At 41.6% G+C, this 17,092-nt stretch carries 11 protein-coding genes and 1 tRNA gene; 2 read left to right on the forward strand and 10 right to left on the reverse strand.

The window, feature by feature from the left end:
* Nucleotides 1-31 precede the first annotated feature (31 nt).
* The 4 genes from EYS08_RS08440 to EYS08_RS08455 all read right to left on the reverse strand — a co-directional run bounded on the left by EYS08_RS08440 (nucleotide 32) and on the right by EYS08_RS08455 (nucleotide 8,161).
* Complete coding sequence (locus EYS08_RS08440) at nucleotides 32-1,564, reverse strand: glycoside hydrolase family 43 protein (RefSeq protein WP_131029613.1); 1,533 nt, start codon at nucleotides 1,562-1,564, stop codon at nucleotides 32-34.
* Between the two features lie 287 nt (nucleotides 1,565-1,851).
* Nucleotides 1,852-3,300 carry a glycan-binding surface protein gene (locus EYS08_RS08445; protein ID WP_131029614.1) on the reverse strand — a complete coding sequence of 483 codons (1,449 nt, stop codon included), beginning with the start codon at nucleotides 3,298-3,300 and terminating at the stop codon, nucleotides 1,852-1,854.
* A 24-nt stretch (nucleotides 3,301-3,324) separates the two neighbouring features.
* On the reverse strand, nucleotides 3,325-4,917 hold the full coding sequence (locus EYS08_RS08450; protein WP_131029615.1) for a RagB/SusD family nutrient uptake outer membrane protein: 1,593 nt from the start codon (nucleotides 4,915-4,917) through the stop codon (nucleotides 3,325-3,327).
* A 31-nt stretch (nucleotides 4,918-4,948) separates the two neighbouring features.
* Entirely contained in the window at nucleotides 4,949-8,161 is a 3,213-nt protein-coding gene (locus tag EYS08_RS08455; protein ID WP_131029616.1) for a SusC/RagA family TonB-linked outer membrane protein, read from the reverse strand.
* Between the two features lie 974 nt (nucleotides 8,162-9,135).
* Between EYS08_RS08455 and EYS08_RS08460 the strand changes: the two genes are divergently transcribed.
* Together EYS08_RS08460 and EYS08_RS08465 are read left to right on the forward strand one after the other, a co-directional pair.
* Nucleotides 9,136-10,833: a cellulase family glycosylhydrolase gene (locus tag EYS08_RS08460; RefSeq protein WP_131029617.1), complete on the forward strand. Its 1,698-nt coding sequence runs from the start codon at nucleotides 9,136-9,138 to the stop codon at nucleotides 10,831-10,833.
* An 865-nt stretch (nucleotides 10,834-11,698) separates the two neighbouring features.
* Entirely contained in the window at nucleotides 11,699-12,139 is a 441-nt protein-coding gene (locus EYS08_RS08465; RefSeq protein WP_131029618.1) for an Hsp20/alpha crystallin family protein, read from the forward strand.
* Between the two features lie 56 nt (nucleotides 12,140-12,195).
* Here EYS08_RS08465 and EYS08_RS08470 read toward each other — a convergent pair whose 3' ends face one another.
* From EYS08_RS08470 to EYS08_RS08495, 6 genes are all read right to left on the reverse strand, one after another.
* The gene (locus EYS08_RS08470) at nucleotides 12,196-13,965 is read right to left on the reverse strand and encodes an ATP-binding protein (protein ID WP_131029619.1); all 1,770 of its coding nucleotides are present in this window, start codon (nucleotides 13,963-13,965) and stop codon (nucleotides 12,196-12,198) included.
* A gap of 3 nt (nucleotides 13,966-13,968) precedes the next feature.
* Complete coding sequence (locus EYS08_RS08475) at nucleotides 13,969-14,283, reverse strand: circadian clock KaiB family protein (RefSeq protein ID WP_131029620.1); 315 nt, start codon at nucleotides 14,281-14,283, stop codon at nucleotides 13,969-13,971.
* Nucleotides 14,284-14,285: 2 nt separating this feature from the next.
* Nucleotides 14,286-14,573 carry a circadian clock protein KaiB gene (gene kaiB / locus EYS08_RS08480; RefSeq protein WP_208745822.1) on the reverse strand — a complete coding sequence of 96 codons (288 nt, stop codon included), beginning with the start codon at nucleotides 14,571-14,573 and terminating at the stop codon, nucleotides 14,286-14,288.
* 2 nt (nucleotides 14,574-14,575) lie between these two features.
* A complete protein-coding gene (gene kaiC, locus EYS08_RS08485) occupies nucleotides 14,576-16,321 on the reverse strand; it encodes a circadian clock protein KaiC (protein WP_131029622.1) in 1,746 nt (581 codons plus the stop codon).
* 274 nt (nucleotides 16,322-16,595) lie between these two features.
* Nucleotides 16,596-16,784 (reverse strand): hypothetical protein, encoded by a 189-nt coding sequence (locus tag EYS08_RS08490; protein ID WP_131029623.1) that lies wholly within the window; start codon nucleotides 16,782-16,784, stop codon nucleotides 16,596-16,598.
* Between the two features lie 92 nt (nucleotides 16,785-16,876).
* Nucleotides 16,877-16,953, reverse strand: a tRNA-Pro gene (locus tag EYS08_RS08495).
* Nucleotides 16,954-17,092 lie beyond the last annotated feature (139 nt).

Below are 17,092 nucleotides of genomic sequence, written 5' to 3' on the forward strand. Positions count from 1 at the left end.
ATCATTAGCATCCATAAACCTGCGACCAGGATTAACGAATGAATTTCCATTCATCAAACAAAAAGCCCTCTCCATTAAACACAAAGTAGATATTCTCTACTCCTTTATCTATTTTCATGGCTATTTTCTTTGAAAGTGTAGTCCATTCCTTCTCATCACATGTAAGGGAAACAAGAGGGGTACCTTTAAGATTATTTACATAAACATCAATTCTGCCTTTTCCCTTCACCCTGGCTTCGAATTTGGCAGGAATCTGTTTGCTAAAATCGGCTCCCCGTACCATAACACATTGTTGATCTGCTTTTCCTTTGGCAACCATATTACCCAGATTACCAGCGGCTTCGAACTGGACTTGCCCCGAAGTTCCTCCTGTGGTTTCTGCCTGCTGAAGAACATATGGATTTAATGGGTTAAGTTGTGACGGACCTTTAAAAGTTGCATTGACCATGGGGAAACTCACATTCTTTTCATCCACCTGCATTTCTTCGATACCCGCATTACGAAAACCGCCCTTAGTGCCAAAATAATCCTGTAAATACATGGCATGGTAAGCAAGATAATATTTCCCTTTAAACTTGAACACGTGAGTGTGATTGTTTGTCAAAGGCCCTACGTTAACATCGCCAGTATTCTTAAAGTAATTATCGCGATACTTCCAGCTATCCGGAGTTAAGGGTGTTTTACTTGTCATGTAAGATATGTTGCATGCGGTTGGTTTATCAATATTGCTATAAGGCCATTCAGTGCGTTCACCCCAGTCCGTACAATAGCTATAAACCCAGGTTCCGTTGATAAAGTTAAGGTCGCTTGCCTCATTAAAATAAGGAGCAGGTATCTTAGCAACATCACTGGCCAAACTGATCATGTCTTTTCCCAATTTGACGATTCTGGCATTATCTGGCATATATTTCGTTTTAGGCGTTCCGCCTCCAAAAGTAAGCCAGCCTGTACCCTGGTCATCAATAAGAACTCCGGGATCGAATGGAGCACCAACATCCACACCGGGAACAGAACGGTCGATTATATTCTTTCCCAATGGGTCTTTCCATGGGCCAACCGGAGAGGTGGAAGTAAGCACCGCTGAGCCACCACCGCCATTTGAGTAATACAGATAGAAGTGCGTCTTGCCATCTGCTTCCTTTCTGGATGTAATGGAAGGCGCCCAGGAATTCTGGCTCCATGGTGCCAGCTCGGCAGTATTGATGAGGCCATGATAGGTCCAGTTAACCATATCATCAGAAGACATCATCACCAGTGTACGGATATGCTCATATGAATTTTTCCCATCCTTCCCTACCTTCTCATACTGTTGATGATCATTAGTGGCATACACATAAATTCTTCCATTGTATTCTACGGCTGTTGGATCGGCCGTAAACATAAAATCTAATAAAGGATTGGCATTATTGGAGGTAAGTTTCGGCGAAACATTTGCGAATTTTTCTTCCAAACTTCCATTAACTACTTTTGGTTTTTCTACATTAGTTTGAGCTTTTACATCTTTTTGACATCCCAAAAGAGAGATAACAAAAACCGTACTTAACAACGCTTTTTTTCTAAACATGTTTTTTTATTTTCCTTAAAAAACGGATAGTCTTTAAGGGGTTATTTTCAATTGGTTAATTATTCTTTAAGCTAAGCAACAAAAGGTGAGCCCTTCTGCGGGAGTGGCGAACACTAACCAACCTTAGAGAAGGAATAACCTTATGCTATGGCATTGCATTAATAAATGTCTGGTGGTTACTATTGAGTATGGCCATCTGCTCAGCATTATCAGCCGCAGGTTCATTCGCACTGGCAAATTTTAATTAGTAAAAGCCCTACAGCAGCATATTGCTGTAGGGCTTTAGTTTATTTAATTTTTACAACTCTCAAATTATCAACAGCGCCATAAAAGCTGGCTGCCGAAAGCGTGTAGTTATGTATATACATGATGCATGAGGTATTTCCGGAATCACCTGTTAAATCGGAAATTTTGGTTAGTGAAGCCCCCATACCCTCGCCAAGCTCAGGATGTGATGCACGGAATGATGTTAAAGGAATAGTTACTGTTACCCACCCTTTTGTACTGTACGGTACAGTGGTCGTTGCGTTTATTCTCCAAGGTTCCCACCGGGCCATATAGCCATTTACTCCACTTACAATATTAACTGTAGTACCTTTCCAAGTTTTTGGAATATTTACTTCAAATTTAAATGCCCAATTGCCAGCCGCATCTGCAATATTGCTTTGTGGTACCCATTGTATTGCATTCATCGGTATGTTAGTACTCCAGGGCCATCCGTCGTTACTAGACAATCCATCAATATCCAACACAAAATAGGTGCTTGAATTGCCAGAGAAATTAGGATTGCCATTAGTTTGTTTACCAGCACCCCAGTATTGCCAGTTAAAATTGCTGTCCCAATTTGATATAGAGCCTGTTACTACATCATTTACTTGGTACGCAGTAGTAGCCGTGCCAAACGGTGTAGTAACTGAAACCGGTCCGCTTTGCGTTAGCGTTGGCAAAATGAATCCAACAGAACTTCCATTTTTGGATGATACAAATGAAGTAACCGGGGCACCTGCAAACGTAAGCACTTGAATATCTTTAAGATAGCTACCATAAACATAAACCGAATCACCTGGGTTTGCATTTTCATTGGTAATACCTGCTATAACCGGGGTCGCAATTATTTTATGATTCAACGTACCGCTTTTGGTGATGATTGATATCTGATCGTCGGTCGTTGTGGCCGGCATCAAAAAACCAATAGAATTCCCGGCAGTATCTAATTTAAAGGATTGGATTGGGGTGCCTCTATACGAAAAGCGTTGAATGAAAAATAGTCCCGAACCATAAACATAAACAGAATCGCCTGGATTGGCGTATAAATTGGAAATTCCCGCAAAGGTAGGTGCTGCCGGACCTAATTTAAAAGAAAACGTTGTGGAACCTGCTTTTGTAGCGTATTCTACAATATAGAGTTTAGCAGTATCAATTTTTGAAAACTGCATGTCAGGTATTCGCACTACGGCGCTGTTGGGCGCAAATAAAGCGCTGTTAAAAGAAGCAGGAACACCATTGAAACTTATTTGTGTAGCATTCTGCAAATTATCTCCGGTTATTACCACATATTGCCCGTTTGGCGCAGCACTATGCAAAACGGTATCATTAGGTGAGGCTGCATAATTCTTAATACTCAAAATAACTGGAGCAGAACTACTTTCTCTATCTTTTTTACACGCAGGTAATACAGCCGCTATCATTAAGAAAAGCAGCAAAGAGTAGAAGGTTAAATATGATTTTATTTTCATTACAATATCTTTTAATTTTTTTAATTAATAATATGGTACTGGTGGTTCTGCCAATTTAGGGGCGGTGGTTAGCTCAGATGACGGAATTGGCAATGTAAATGAAGAGATAGTTGCCGGAAGCGTAAGTGGCGGAGCAATAGTATCCCTTGTTGCTATCTTCGTTACAGGATCATAAGTAAACGAAATCCGACCGTGGGTAGCATCCTGATCATTAAGAAACTTCACAGCATTAGTCGGATCATAATAAGAATACCTAACCAGGTCCGTCCAGTATTGTCCTTCAAAAGCAAGTTCAACCCTTCTTTCCGTGCGCAGTAAAGCCGGAGTTACCGCAGTCACAATATCCACGCCGGCCCTTGTCCGCACAGCATTGAAATACTTTAGTGCATCAGCATCGCTTGTAGTACTATTGTTACCCAAAATGGCTTCGGCATATACCAAATATACATCGGACAATCTAAGCATTGCATTATGTTCGGGGGATGACCAAGAATCCATTGTTGGCAAGTTGTTGTCTTTTTCGGTACCAACCATGTGTTTTTTCATGCCCGCGCTTTTTGCCTTATAACCACCACCGGCAGCATTCAATTCGGGATAAAAATCTCCGTTGAGCATGATAGTGGCTTTACGCCTTACCGTATCTTTAGCAGAATACATCCGGTATAAATCGTAAGTTGGCGCTAAGGCCATCCATCCACCTTGTTGTTGAGGAGTAATGATTCTATCTGGCGCATAATATTGTTGTAGGCCGTTGCCAGTTCCATACCCGACACCTCCGGCCCATTGAAGCGAGAACAATGATTCGGGATTATCGTTATTTTGCACTTTGAAAACATCATAATAGCTAGGAAACAATGCCAGCCCACTATTTTTACACACATTGCCCGCATACTTTTTGGCACTGTCAAGCAAGGCCTGATCGCGTACACCGCCGCTTTTGCCTACACCCGCCATCGTCAAATATGCCTTGCCCAGCATTCCCTGTGCTGACCAGGTAGTTACCCGGCCTTTTTCATCGGTTTTGGGAAGATATTGCGCTGCGTAAGTCAGGTCATTAGTAACGAATTTATACACATCCGAAACAATGTTGCGGTTAAGCAGCGGATCTTTTATCAGTTTGCTGTTGTCTTCAATAATTGGCACTGCACCCCAATATATCGCCAAATTATAATAAGCCATGGCACGAATAAATTTTGCCTCAGCTATGGCAGCATTTTTGTCTGCTTCCGAAATAGACGGATCAGCTTGCTGTTGTATAGCTGTGATAACCGTATTACATTGCGCTACAGTATTGTACAACCCAACCCAACCTTTTGTCACAAGATTATTTTGGGCCGTAATGGTGCGTGTAAAAAGCTGTACCAAATCGCCATTATACGGAAAGCTAGCGGTACCACTCAATACGTCGCCAAGTGGTATCCAGCACTCATTGCTCCATGACCACCAGTGCGAACCGCCATAAAGGCTTGCCGTAGCCAATCGTACATCGGCGGTAGTTTTATAAAAATTGTTAGAACTTATCTGCGAGTTGGACGGACGGTCCAAAAAACTCTTTTTACATCCGACAATTGCTGCTGCACATAGCAGGATGATGAAAATTTTGTTAATTAATTTCATAAACATATATTTTTAATCGCTGATCGTTTTATTATTTCAAGGTTATGTTTGCACCAATAGTAAATACTCTTGGCTGCGGATAATAACCGCTGTCCCATCCTGCCTGAAGTGGATCCCATGAACCAATTTCAGGATCCATACCCGAATATTTTGTAATTATAAATGCATTGGATACATTGGCATACACCCTAACAGAACGCATAGATATTTTTGATAAAAAACTTTCTGGCAAACGGTAGCCTAAAGTGATATTTTTACACCTCAGGAATGAGCCATCCTCGATCATCAAACTATTAGGACGGTTATTACCGTTGGTATTATCGTTTCTCAACCCAGCAATAGTTGTATTAGGGTTGGTAACATATACGTTGTTAACATCAGATGGAGAGCCGTTAGGATCTACCATAGCTAAGTTTGCATAATTTAACACCGATGTAAAAAAGGTAGCCTGATTTTGCGGATTGGTTTGCTGTACAGCCATTTGATTGAATACCTTGGCGCCATAACTACCACTGAAGAAAATATTCAGGTCAAAATTTTTGTAGTTAAATGTATTATTGATACCATATTGGAATTTGGGGATCGGGGAACCCAAAAAGGTTTGATCTCTTGTGTCGATAATACCGTCGCCATTCAAATCCTTGAACATACGGTCACCGTACCAGATACCACCACCTGCTGGAGAGATCGGATAAGGCTTACCGCTTGGGTCAGCAGGCAGTGCATGGTTTTTAAAATCTTCTGGAGTTGAGAAAATACCATCAAATACATAGCCATAAAATTCGCCAATAGGCCGGCCCACCGTCGTTTTTTGAATGATATCGTTAATCACATAAGATTTCTTACTTAAGTTAGCATCATCTCCACCTGCACCTAAGTAGGTCACTTTATTAATATTCCGCGATATGGTAAAACTAGTTTTCCATCCGAAATTTTTAGCATTAATATTGGTAGAATTGATTTGAATGTCAAACCCTTTGTTGGTTAACGAGCCAACATTGGCAAAAGGCGCTTGCATAGATCCCGGTCCATAACCCGCTACAGTACCAGAGTATCCTGGAAGCGGCACCTGTAATAAAAGGCCTTTTGTTAAGCGGTTGTAAGCTTCTAACGTAAAACTTAATCGCCCCTTAAAAAGCGTTCCGTCAAGTCCAGCACTGTAATAATCAGTTTTTTCCCAGGTCACGTCTGCGTTTGCCAAATTGTTTTGAAACTGCGCTATACCTGATAGACCATTGGCTACTGATAGAAGCTGGGTTACAAATGTATTGCCCGGTATGCCCTGGTTGTTGGTAATCCCGTAACCGAGCCTCAGCTTCAATTCATTTATAGCTTTTATATCTTTTAAAAATGACTCGTTTTTAATTTTCCAGGCAAATCCACCCGAATAGGTAGTTACCCAACGGTTGTAGGATGGAAAATTTGAAGAACCATCGTTACGTATATTACCGGTAAGCAGATATTTATCATTCCATGAAAAATTGACACGGCCGAAATAAGATTCCTGTGCAGAGCCTCCCGTAGGGTCTGATAATGAATTGTAGCCAAAGTTTGTGGCCGTGGTAGCATCCCCACCACTAATCGCCTGCACATTATCTGAAGCGTAATTCCTTCGTGAAGCACCAAGACTTTGAAAAGTGCTCTCTTGCGATTCATGCCCTGCTAAAGCATCAATATGAAATTTTTTGAAATTATAGTTATAAGTTAGAAAATTGCGTATTACTACATAAAAATTTTGACCGGCGCTAGAGGAACCGAAGTTAGCGCTTACATTACCTTTGCCAAAACTATAAATTGGCGAATACCTATCTTCTGTATTAAAATCGAAATTACCGGATACTTCATTTCGCAGCGATAACCCTTTAGCCAATTGTATTTCGGCATACACATTGCCAAATACCTGATTTCGCTTTCTTAAGTGTTTGATAATTTCTGCCAATGCCACCGGGTTGGCAACAGGTGCTACCCAACCGTTTGGATCGGTAACCCCTCCCCAAGAGCCATCAGAGTTCGTTACCGGAACATTAGGACTAAGACTTAGTGCAGTGGCAATTACATTACTGGAGGTTGAGTTTACTTTTTCATCAACATGCGACAACTGAAGGCTCGTCCCTATTTTTAGCCATTTAGTGGTTTTATTGTCTAAATTCAGCCTTACTGAGTATCTGCTAAAATCAGATCCAATGGCTATCCCTTCCTGGTTAAAATACGAGGTTGACAATAAATATTGGGTTCTGTCATCCCCACCGCTTACAGTAAGTGTGTGATTCATCTGCGGGGCTTTCCGGAATAATTCTTTTTGCCAGTCGGTGCCCTTACCTAAATATTGAGGATTGGCAAATTCGGCCCTTTTATCAAAGTCCCAGCCCGAGCTAGCGGACCGGGCATTGATGAGCGTAGCAAATTGTTGCAAATCTACTGTTGGGAGTCGCTTAAGTATTTCCTGATAACCTGCATAGAAATCATAAGTGATCTGCGGCGCTCCGGCTTTCCCCCTTTTTGTAGTGATCACAACAACTCCATTGGTTGCCTGCGAACCGTATATGGCTGTTGCCGAAGCATCTTTCAATACATCTATTGATTCAATTTCGGCAGGATTTATTGAATTTAGCGGATTAGAACCACTACCTGGGTTGTTTACCGGTGGGATAATAATACCATCTATAACGAATAGCGGCGAATTAGAGCCACTTATTGACGACACGCCGCGTATTTGGATAGATACGCCGCCACCCGGCTGGCCCGAAACCTGTTGAACCACTACCCCAGCAACTTTGCCTTGCAGGGCCTGGTCAAAAGTAGTTGGCTGGGTTTGGCGTAAATCGTCTCCCTTGATTGAGCTTATTGAACCTGTAACATCTTTTCTTGCTACTTTCCCATAGCCAATAACAACCACTTCATCCAATTTTGTAGTTTCGATCTTTAAGGTAACATTGATGACACTGCCATTACCGATCGTTATTTCCTGTGGTTGAAAACCGATCATTTTGAAAACAAGTACATCCCCGGTATTTCCTTTTATAGAATACTGTCCCTGTTCATTTGTTGATACAACCGTGTTCTTAGGTGTGTTCTTAGGCTTGAGCAGCACGACCACTCCGCGCAGCGGTGCGGGATTGTCGTTCCCCACAACCTTTCCTGTAATTTGCCTCTCCTGAGCATAGCTTTTTAAGTGCAGAAGCACTAAGAAAATTACCACCAGCAAAAAAGCCGGTAATTTCCGAATAGAAATTGTTTGGTTCATATTTGGTTTATTTTGGTTTGTTTCGCCCCTTATTAAGTAACAGTCCTCCGAACAGCAAGACGTAGATGAGTTTATTCTTCCATGATCACTGATCTTAATTGCCTGCCATTAATAATTGGCTTTGAATATTCAAATATAGTTTCAAGTCAAATTGACGAATGCCTCAAATGATACAAAGAAGGATATTTTTGTTACATGGCTATCGAAAGCATTTTGATCAGAAAACTAAACAAAAACACCTTTACATACTGAAAAACAGACAAATACCTAAAAAACAAGATAATCCTGCCTTATAAAACATCTCTCCCTTATGTAACATTTTATCAATTTTTAAGCTTTATCCGGAAATGATTCTGTTAACTTAAGCCACTTGAATTCTCTAAAAACCATCTATGTTTTAACGAATAACTGTAAGCAACCCCAGCCTGTAAAATACTTAAATCAACAGGCAACATTTGTTACCTATTTAGCAACATATATACCCCGTGTGCAGATTACCTATCGTTACTTTTAGTTATTGGTATGCAGATCCTATAAACCCATGGACCATTCTTACTTTTTATAATCAGCGTGTTGCTGGTTCAAATCAGTATTACCGTCAATTGCAGGTTTATCAGCTTCAGCCTGCTAATAATAACCTTATCTAACCAAAAACAATATGAGCATGAAAGTTATCAATCTAACTAGGCTGTTAGAACCAACAAGATTGCGGCTAATGTCGAGAAATGCATGGCCCGTCAGTGTACAAGCAATCGGAAACCGAAAAAACACAACATCAACCGATGGCAACAAACCGCTTTCCTGTATTAACTCAGTAAAAAAGGAAGGCAAAGCACATTACCTGCACCAATGGTTTCCCTATCCGATCAATAAAAAAACTATCTGTAAAAAGTTAGTCGATTAACCTATTACTAACTGTTATTGGATCAAATATCAATCCAATATAGTTTACTAACCAAATCATCTACAACAATATGAGAACCTTAAAATATTTTATGGGCATCTTTATGTTCCTTTTAGTAACAAGATGCCAAAAGCCAGAAGTTGCCATTCCAGAATCGGATACAACTAATAAAACAACTGCCAGGGCTTTAACCGCAACCAGTTATCCAAGTTACAACTTATCACCTCTTCCACCCGACCAATCGGGAGTAAACAGCACGGCGATGCAGCTCTCGGCAAAATTCAAACTGGGCTGGAATTTAGGCAACACACTTGAGGCAGTTGGTGGTGAAACAAACTGGGGCAATCCTATGGCTAGCCAGGCGCTTATCGATCAGGTGAAAAGAAGCGGTTTTACTGCAGTTCGGATCCCTTGCTCATGGAACCAATACATGGCCAACAGTGCTACGGCAGAACTTCAGCAATCATGGCTAAACAGGGTAAAGCAGGTTGTGCAATACTGTGTTAACGATGGTCTGTATGTAATATTAAATATCCATTGGGACGGAGGTTGGCTGGAGAACAACTGCACCACAGCCCAACAGGCCCAGGTTAATGCATTACAAAAAGCCTTTTGGGAACAGATTGCAACACAAATGCGTGATTTTGACGAACATGTTATGTTTGCCAGTGCTAATGAACCTGCGGTATCAGATGCTACCGGAATGAGTGTTCTGCTTTCCTATCACCAAACCTTTGTGAATGCGGTCAGATCAACCGGTGGCCGAAATAGTTACAGGGTATTGGTTATCCAAGGCCCCACAACCAGCATTGAATACTCAAATAATTTAATGAATACCCTACCCACAGATCCTGCAGCCAATCGCCTGATGGTTGAAGTACACCATTATACACCATTTAATTTTGCTGGTCTCACCCAGGATGTAAGTTGGGGCAATATGTTTTATTATTGGGGTGATGGATATCATTCTACTACTGATGCTTCACGGAATGCTACTTATGGAGAGGAATCAAATGCTGGAGCAGATTTTTCGCTGATGAAGACTAAGTATATTGATAAGGGCATTCCAGTTATATTGGGAGAATACGGAGCAGTCCGGCGGTTGACAACCCTTTCTGGAGATGCATTGACACTCCATCTGGCCAGCAGGGCATATTACCTGAATCACGTCACTCACCAGGCACTGTTAAACGGTTTACTTCCATTTTATTGGGATGATGGATCGAGTGGAAACAATGCATTCAGAATCATCGACAGGCAGGCAAATGGAGTTGCTGATCAGCAAGGCCTTGCCGCAGTGATGCAGGGAGCACAAAATAACACCACCTCAACCATCGAGGTGGGACAGGTTTACCAGATTGTAAACAGATACAGCTTTAAGGCATTGGAAATTGGAGGATGGGGTACTGCCAATCAAACACCCGCTCAGCAGTGGGGGTATGTAGCAGGAGCAAACCAGCAGTTCAAAGTGGAAGATGCGGGAGGTGGATATTACAGATTAACACCAATGCATGCCACCGGAAAGTGTTTAGAAATTAATGGCTGGAGCACTGCTGATGGCGGCCAGGCAGCTTTATGGGATTATAGTGGTGGTGCAAATCAAAAATGGTCAATTCAGATTACCACTAATGGATTTTATAGGATTATTAATGTAAATAGCGGAAAGGCTTTGGATATTAATGGATCTTCACTTAACAATGGCGGTACAGCTATTCAATGGTCTTACGGTGGTGGACGTAACCAGCAGTGGGCATTTTTAAAAATATAAACCTTACGAGCCAATAATCTGATACAGTTGCTCTGCATTGGTGAGTGTTTTACCATGCGCCATATGATGAAGCAAGGCAGGTAACAGGATATTGGCTAAGAAATATGTAATGAGGCTGTATCATAAAGACGATTTCAACCCAGATGCTGTCATGTTGAGCCTGTCGAAATATCTTAAAGAGTATTTAAACAGGCCCTTCGACAAGCTCTCCACAGGAGTCCTTTGGACAGGACGACAAATCTATATTTATGATACAACCTCATTTTTATTTTACAGGACTGAAAAGGTGAAAAGCGTATATCAGTCTTTTGATCGTTTCTTTTGCATCTTTACAGAAATAGTTTTTTAACATCATAGTTAAGTCAATTCAAAGATTTTCAACATAGGCCACCCCATTCTGGAACTCAAGGTTTTGATTTTTTATTCCCTCCCCTTTTTATATTTTTCATTGAAACTCCTGAACAGAACATACTGTTACAGACACCAAGTAATTGGCTTCCCTTTACGTTAAGCCTTAAAGAGGCGGTGCCAAGCCTGTAATGATATATTGATCACATCCGCATTTTCATCTTATATCCTTAAAATTTCCTTCTCCTGCCCTTATGGCTCAGAATAGTTTATTATCTAACCTAATTAAAAACATCTCTAAACCACTTAAAGGCAAAAAATACAATGAAAAAATTTCAGTCCCGTACACTGAAAAAATTTCAGAAAAAATGAAAATTTTTCAGTTTGACCGCCTTAATCACTTTATTATCACCATTGGCATAGCGGTTGATCAATCAAAATGGGACCATCAGTGTCCAGAGAAAATTAATTGATTTATAGTTCATTTATTATTAAAAGTTTTAAAGGAGAAAACACTATGACATTGGTTAAATTCAATCCGGAAAAAAAGAACAGTTCATTATTGCCAGGCTTTAATGACATCTTTGAATCAGTACTTGGCGACACTTTTTTTACCGACCGTCGTTTAAGCAACGTTCCTGCTGTAAACATCTCGGAGTCAGCTGATCACTATCACATTGAGCTTGCTGCGCCCGGACTTAAAAAAGATGATTTCCGCGTTTCGGTAGAACGGGATATGCTCACTATCTCTACTGAAACAAAAAACGAAAACCTCAGCGAAGGAAGAACTTATAACAGAAAAGAGTATAATTATTCGGCCTTCACAAGATCTTTCACACTTCCGGAAAGTGCTGACATTGAAAAGATCAGTGCAAGCTATAACGATGGAATTCTGAAACTTGAACTTCCTAAAAAAGAGGAGGCCAAAGCGGTCGCCAGACAGATCGAAATCCAATAAAAAAATGCCGCATATAGCGGCATTTTTTTTATATAATCCCTCCACCAGCTTTCGCACTAAAAGCGCTTTGCAGGATTAATTAAGGGTAAACTGAAATAAAAAACCGAGCCTTTTGTTAACTGGCTTTCTGCCCATATCTTTCCGCCATGTCTCTGGATAATCTCTGCAGATAGATAAAGCCCTATTCCGAAACCGGCAACAGTACTCATCCGATTGTTTTCTACCCGGTAAAACCGTTCGAATAGTTTTGGGATATCGTTTTCATCTATTCCCATACCATGATCCATTATGCGGAATACAGCTGTACCATTCTCAAGATAACTGTCAATAGTTATTTCACTATCGGCCGGTGAATATTTCACCGCATTGCTGATCAGATTATTGACCACATGTCCAAGTTTGTCCCTGTCTGCATTCACAAAAAAACCTGGCTGGAAGGCGTACTTTATATTATGGTTGTTTACCGTGGCAATATATTCCTCTACCACTTCCTTAAGTAGGACAGACATTTCTATGGGCTGAAAATCCATCAACATTTTTCCCGATTCCAAACGCGAGAGGTTGAGAAAACCATTGATCATGCCTGTCATTTTATTGATCTGACGCTCAGCGCCCTGGAGGGCCTTATCTGCAAAACCGTTCAGCGTACCCCTGGCTTTCACCTGCATAACCTGAATATAACCTTTCATGGAAGTAAGCGGTGTCTTGAGTTCGTGACTAACCATTGCAATAAAATCGTTCTTCCGCTGTTCATCCCTTTTCTGATCTGTCACGTCCATTAAAACAGCATAAAAGCTATCAAAATCGCCATAGCTACCTTTTTTTAGCTTGCCTACGATTCTCATCCAACGGTTCTCACCTGAAATAAGATGTTTGATCGGATAGGTATAATCCAGGGGTTTCCCAAGATTAATACAATCCTGAAGGACCCCTTGGAGCGCAGATAGGTATTCGGTGCCAACACTGCTCAGTACCATTGTCCAGCTCACTTCGCCCTCCAAGGGCAGACCACAGAGTTTCCTGAACCGCTCTGATACTTCAACCCGTCCTGTTTTGATATCCAGGTTACAACTGCCCAGCTCAGCAGCGTCGAAGGCAGACTGTAAGTTATCTTCGCTCTCCCTCAGCGCATCGAGTGCATCCTTAAGCTGCCCGTTGACTTCTTTCTGAAGATCATTGACTGCTGCGAGTTTTTCATTGATAGTCTCGAGCTCCTGTGTCCTTAGCCTGACTGTATTTTCAAGATTTTCATTGAGTTCATCTGCATTTTTTCTTGCCGCTTCAAGTTCCCTGTTCCTCGTTTCCAAAAGCAACTGGTTTTTCTTCAGCTCGCTCAGATCGGTAATAATGACGCTCAGTGAAGTGCCTTCATCAAGGTTAAGCGCCTTTAGAGAAAGCTGAACAGCCAAGGAAGTGCCCGAGCTGTTGATGATATCGACTTCTGCCCTGGTGTCTACTTCCCAGGCTCCATCTATTGTCTCTCTTACAAAGGCCTGATCTTCTGTTGAAAAAAATGCCAAAAAGTTTAGACCGATAACTTTCTCTAAGGGTAGCCCCAAAAGCCGTGCGAGTTGTGAGTTGCAATACAGTACCCTATAAGATTCATCGAGGGTAAGTGCGCTTTCGGTCATCTGTTCGATAAAGATCCTGTAGGTCTGATCAGCACTCTTAAGTGTAAAAAGCTGATGACCATCCTGACCATTTACAATCAGGGCATCAACTTCTCCAGAGCGGATCGCATGGATAATATCGTTGGCTTCCTCGAGCTGGATACGAAGTTCTTCATAGGCCTGCTCGAGCTTGATATGTTCACTTGACTTCTGCATAACTTAATAACTGATACCCAAACCTTTCAATACTTTCTCCCTGTCAGAACAGTCCCCGATCAGCTTTTTGGTAGGAACTGGCGATTTTTTGATCAACATCGGGATGGCCGTCACATCTTCCTGCTGCACTAACAATGGCTGCTGATGTGCATCAATGATATCCAGCTCGTACCTACCAGCAATAAATTCCTCACATATTGCGCGGATGTTGACAATTGCCCTTGCGGAAACCGGTGATGCACCTGCAATGAAAAGCCTAAGCGAAAAAAAATCAGCGCTTTGGGTACTATCTTGATGATCCGGGTTTCCTATCGACATAATTAATTATTAATCTTTGTACGTATGTCCAGTCCCACAAGAACCTTTTCCTCGTTTGAAAGGTCACCTATAATTTTGCGGACCGGTTCAGGCACTTTTTTTACCAGTGTCGGAATGGCAAATATCTGATCACCCTCAGCCAGCTGCGGTTTTTCCAAAAGATCGATCACCTCAATGCTATATTTACCTTTCAGATGCTCCTCGCAGAGCTTTTTCAGGTTTTCAAGCGCAGCTACCGATTTACTTGTTTTACCGGCTACGTACAGCCGGAGTTCATATGCTTTCCCCACAATTATTTGTTTTTGTGTACATTTTTTTCTTCCCCGCCATCATCTCCCCTGCGCAGATCGGCAATTTTGTTTATCGTTTCGCCCATAATCTGCTTTTTTAAAGCCTCCTCAACATAAACTTTATTGAGTTCCTCTTCTGCTGATTCATATTCGGATCTTAAACTTTCGATCTTTGATTCTAAAATTTTCCGTTTGCGCTCGAGTTCACGGTCCTTACGGCTAACAGCCTGGGCGTGGATAACTTCGCCAGTCTGCTCCATAAGCATCCTTGCTTCCCTTGCCGAGCCGGTAAGTACACCATCCTCGGTAAGATATACATCCACCAGATCCAATCCCTTATCTGTAATCACAAATTCGCGTATCTGGTTTGAATGTTTCATTCCTCTTGACTTCATGATATACAATCCACGGTTCCGCTCACCATTGCTTTCGATATCACGGATCAAAAGCCAGGCATCAACAAGCGAAGACACCCCTTCATCGGTCTGTTCATTAACTATATTATTCAGTGTGAGGGCTGTAAACATTACTGTAATCTGTTCAGCCTGTAGAAAATCGATCAGTCGCACAAGCATGGTTTTCACATCACTAACCGATCCTATCGTGATCAGGTTGGTAATCGGGTCAAGTATAACAACAGATGGCTTAGACTTTTTGATTGCCTTATGGATCGCCACCAGGTGCATTTCCAGTCCGTACAAAGTAGGGCGTGAGGCGTAAAACTCAAGAGATCCTTCCTTAAGGTGTTTTTGAAGATCTATGCCAATGGAACGCATATTTCTGATAATCTGTTTTGGGGATTCTTCGAAAGCAAAGAAAAGGCATTTCTCTCCCCTAAGACAGGCCGCATTAGCAAATGTTGCTGCTATACTCGTCTTGCCCGTGCCGGCCGTCCCTGAAACCAGAATACTGCTCCCTTTATAAAAGCCAGAATTTCCCAACATTTTATCCAGCGCAGCAATACCTGAAGGCAAGCTTTTTGTGGAAACTTCATGATTCAGCTGCAGAGAGGTAACAGGAAGCACGGATATACCCTCATCGTCTATCAGAAAGGGATATTCATTGGTTCCATGGACCGATCCCCGGTATTTTACAACCCTGAGCCTCCTGGTGGAGATCTGGTTGATAATCCTGTGATCAAGTAAAATAACACAATCTGACACATACTCTTCAAGGCCCTGACGGGTAAGGCCATTCCCTCCACGTTCACCTGTTATGACTGCCGTAACGCCCTTCGATTTTAGAAACTGAAAAAGTCTCCTGATCTCTGCCCGCAGCACTGCAGTATTATTTAATCCCGCGAAAAGGTTCTCGATGGTATCAAGTGCTACCCTTTTTGCACCTATACTGTCAATTGCGTATCCCAGACGGATAAAAAGCCCCTCCAGGTCATACTCTCCGGTCTCCTCAATTTCTGAACGGTCTATATGCACGTAATCCAACCTTATCTTCTTATCCTTTTCTAACTGTTCCAGATCAAAACCAAGTGATGCTACGTTCGCTTTAAGTTCTTCGGCTTTTTCCTCAAAGGCCATAAATACCCCTGGTTCGCCATAATCCAAGGCTCCTTTAACAATAAACTCTATGGAAAAAAGTGTTTTTCCCGAACCTGCCTCACCGCATACAAGTGTAGGTCTTCCAGCGGGCAGCCCGCCTAATGTAATCTCATCAAGTCCGGAAATGCCAGTAAGTGTTTTTGGAATTGTACCAGTTGAGCGCGCTTCCAGTTGATTTTTTGATTTAGCCATTTATTTTTTAACGCTTAAATCTATTAGATTATAGTAATATTGATCAGTTCTTTTCAAACAAACAGGGAATATTAAAAAATGTTTGCAAGCGCATATATTAGGTACCGGAAATTACTGTATATACGTTGAAGAATGGCAACGCATCCATTGCAATCCAACAAAAACAGAGAAACGTCTTACATTGGTTTTCATCCGAAATCATAGGTCATTCCGCATCTATCTGGCAGAACATATAAAAAGCGGGCATGCCATACCGCTGCCCGCTTTTAAGGTGCTAGGCATTTCCGCCCGCATTCCCGGCAAGATCTCCCCCTACGTCGTCTTCATCATCAGTTTCTCCGGTAAGCCCCCGTTGAACTTCGTTATCATCAGCTTCTTTTTCTTCGTTGGGACTTATCCGCGACTGTTCATTGCCGTTTTCATCTTCTTTGTCTTCTTCTTTTGGATCGATGTAATTTTTCATAGTATCTGTTTTATTGTAAAACAGATACTTTACAACTATAGTTTCAAAAAAATAGCAAAATTGGCATCAAATATGGCTGCCTGCTCAATAGCTGGTCGGGATAGGAAGATTCGAACTTCCGACCTCCAGCACCCCATGCTGGCGCGATACCTGGCTACGCTATATCCCGTTTGCTGAATTCCCTTTAGGGAACACAAAAATTGATACAAAGATATATCACATTGCGCTTTTGACAGAAAAATTTTAAAAAAAGGTTGAAGTATTATTGATTTTTTCAACAGGAAATGAACAGCGCTTTCCCTTAAACT

This window comes from Pedobacter kyonggii (assembly GCF_004310665.1).
Lineage (GTDB): Bacteria > Bacteroidota > Bacteroidia > Sphingobacteriales > Sphingobacteriaceae > Pedobacter > Pedobacter kyonggii.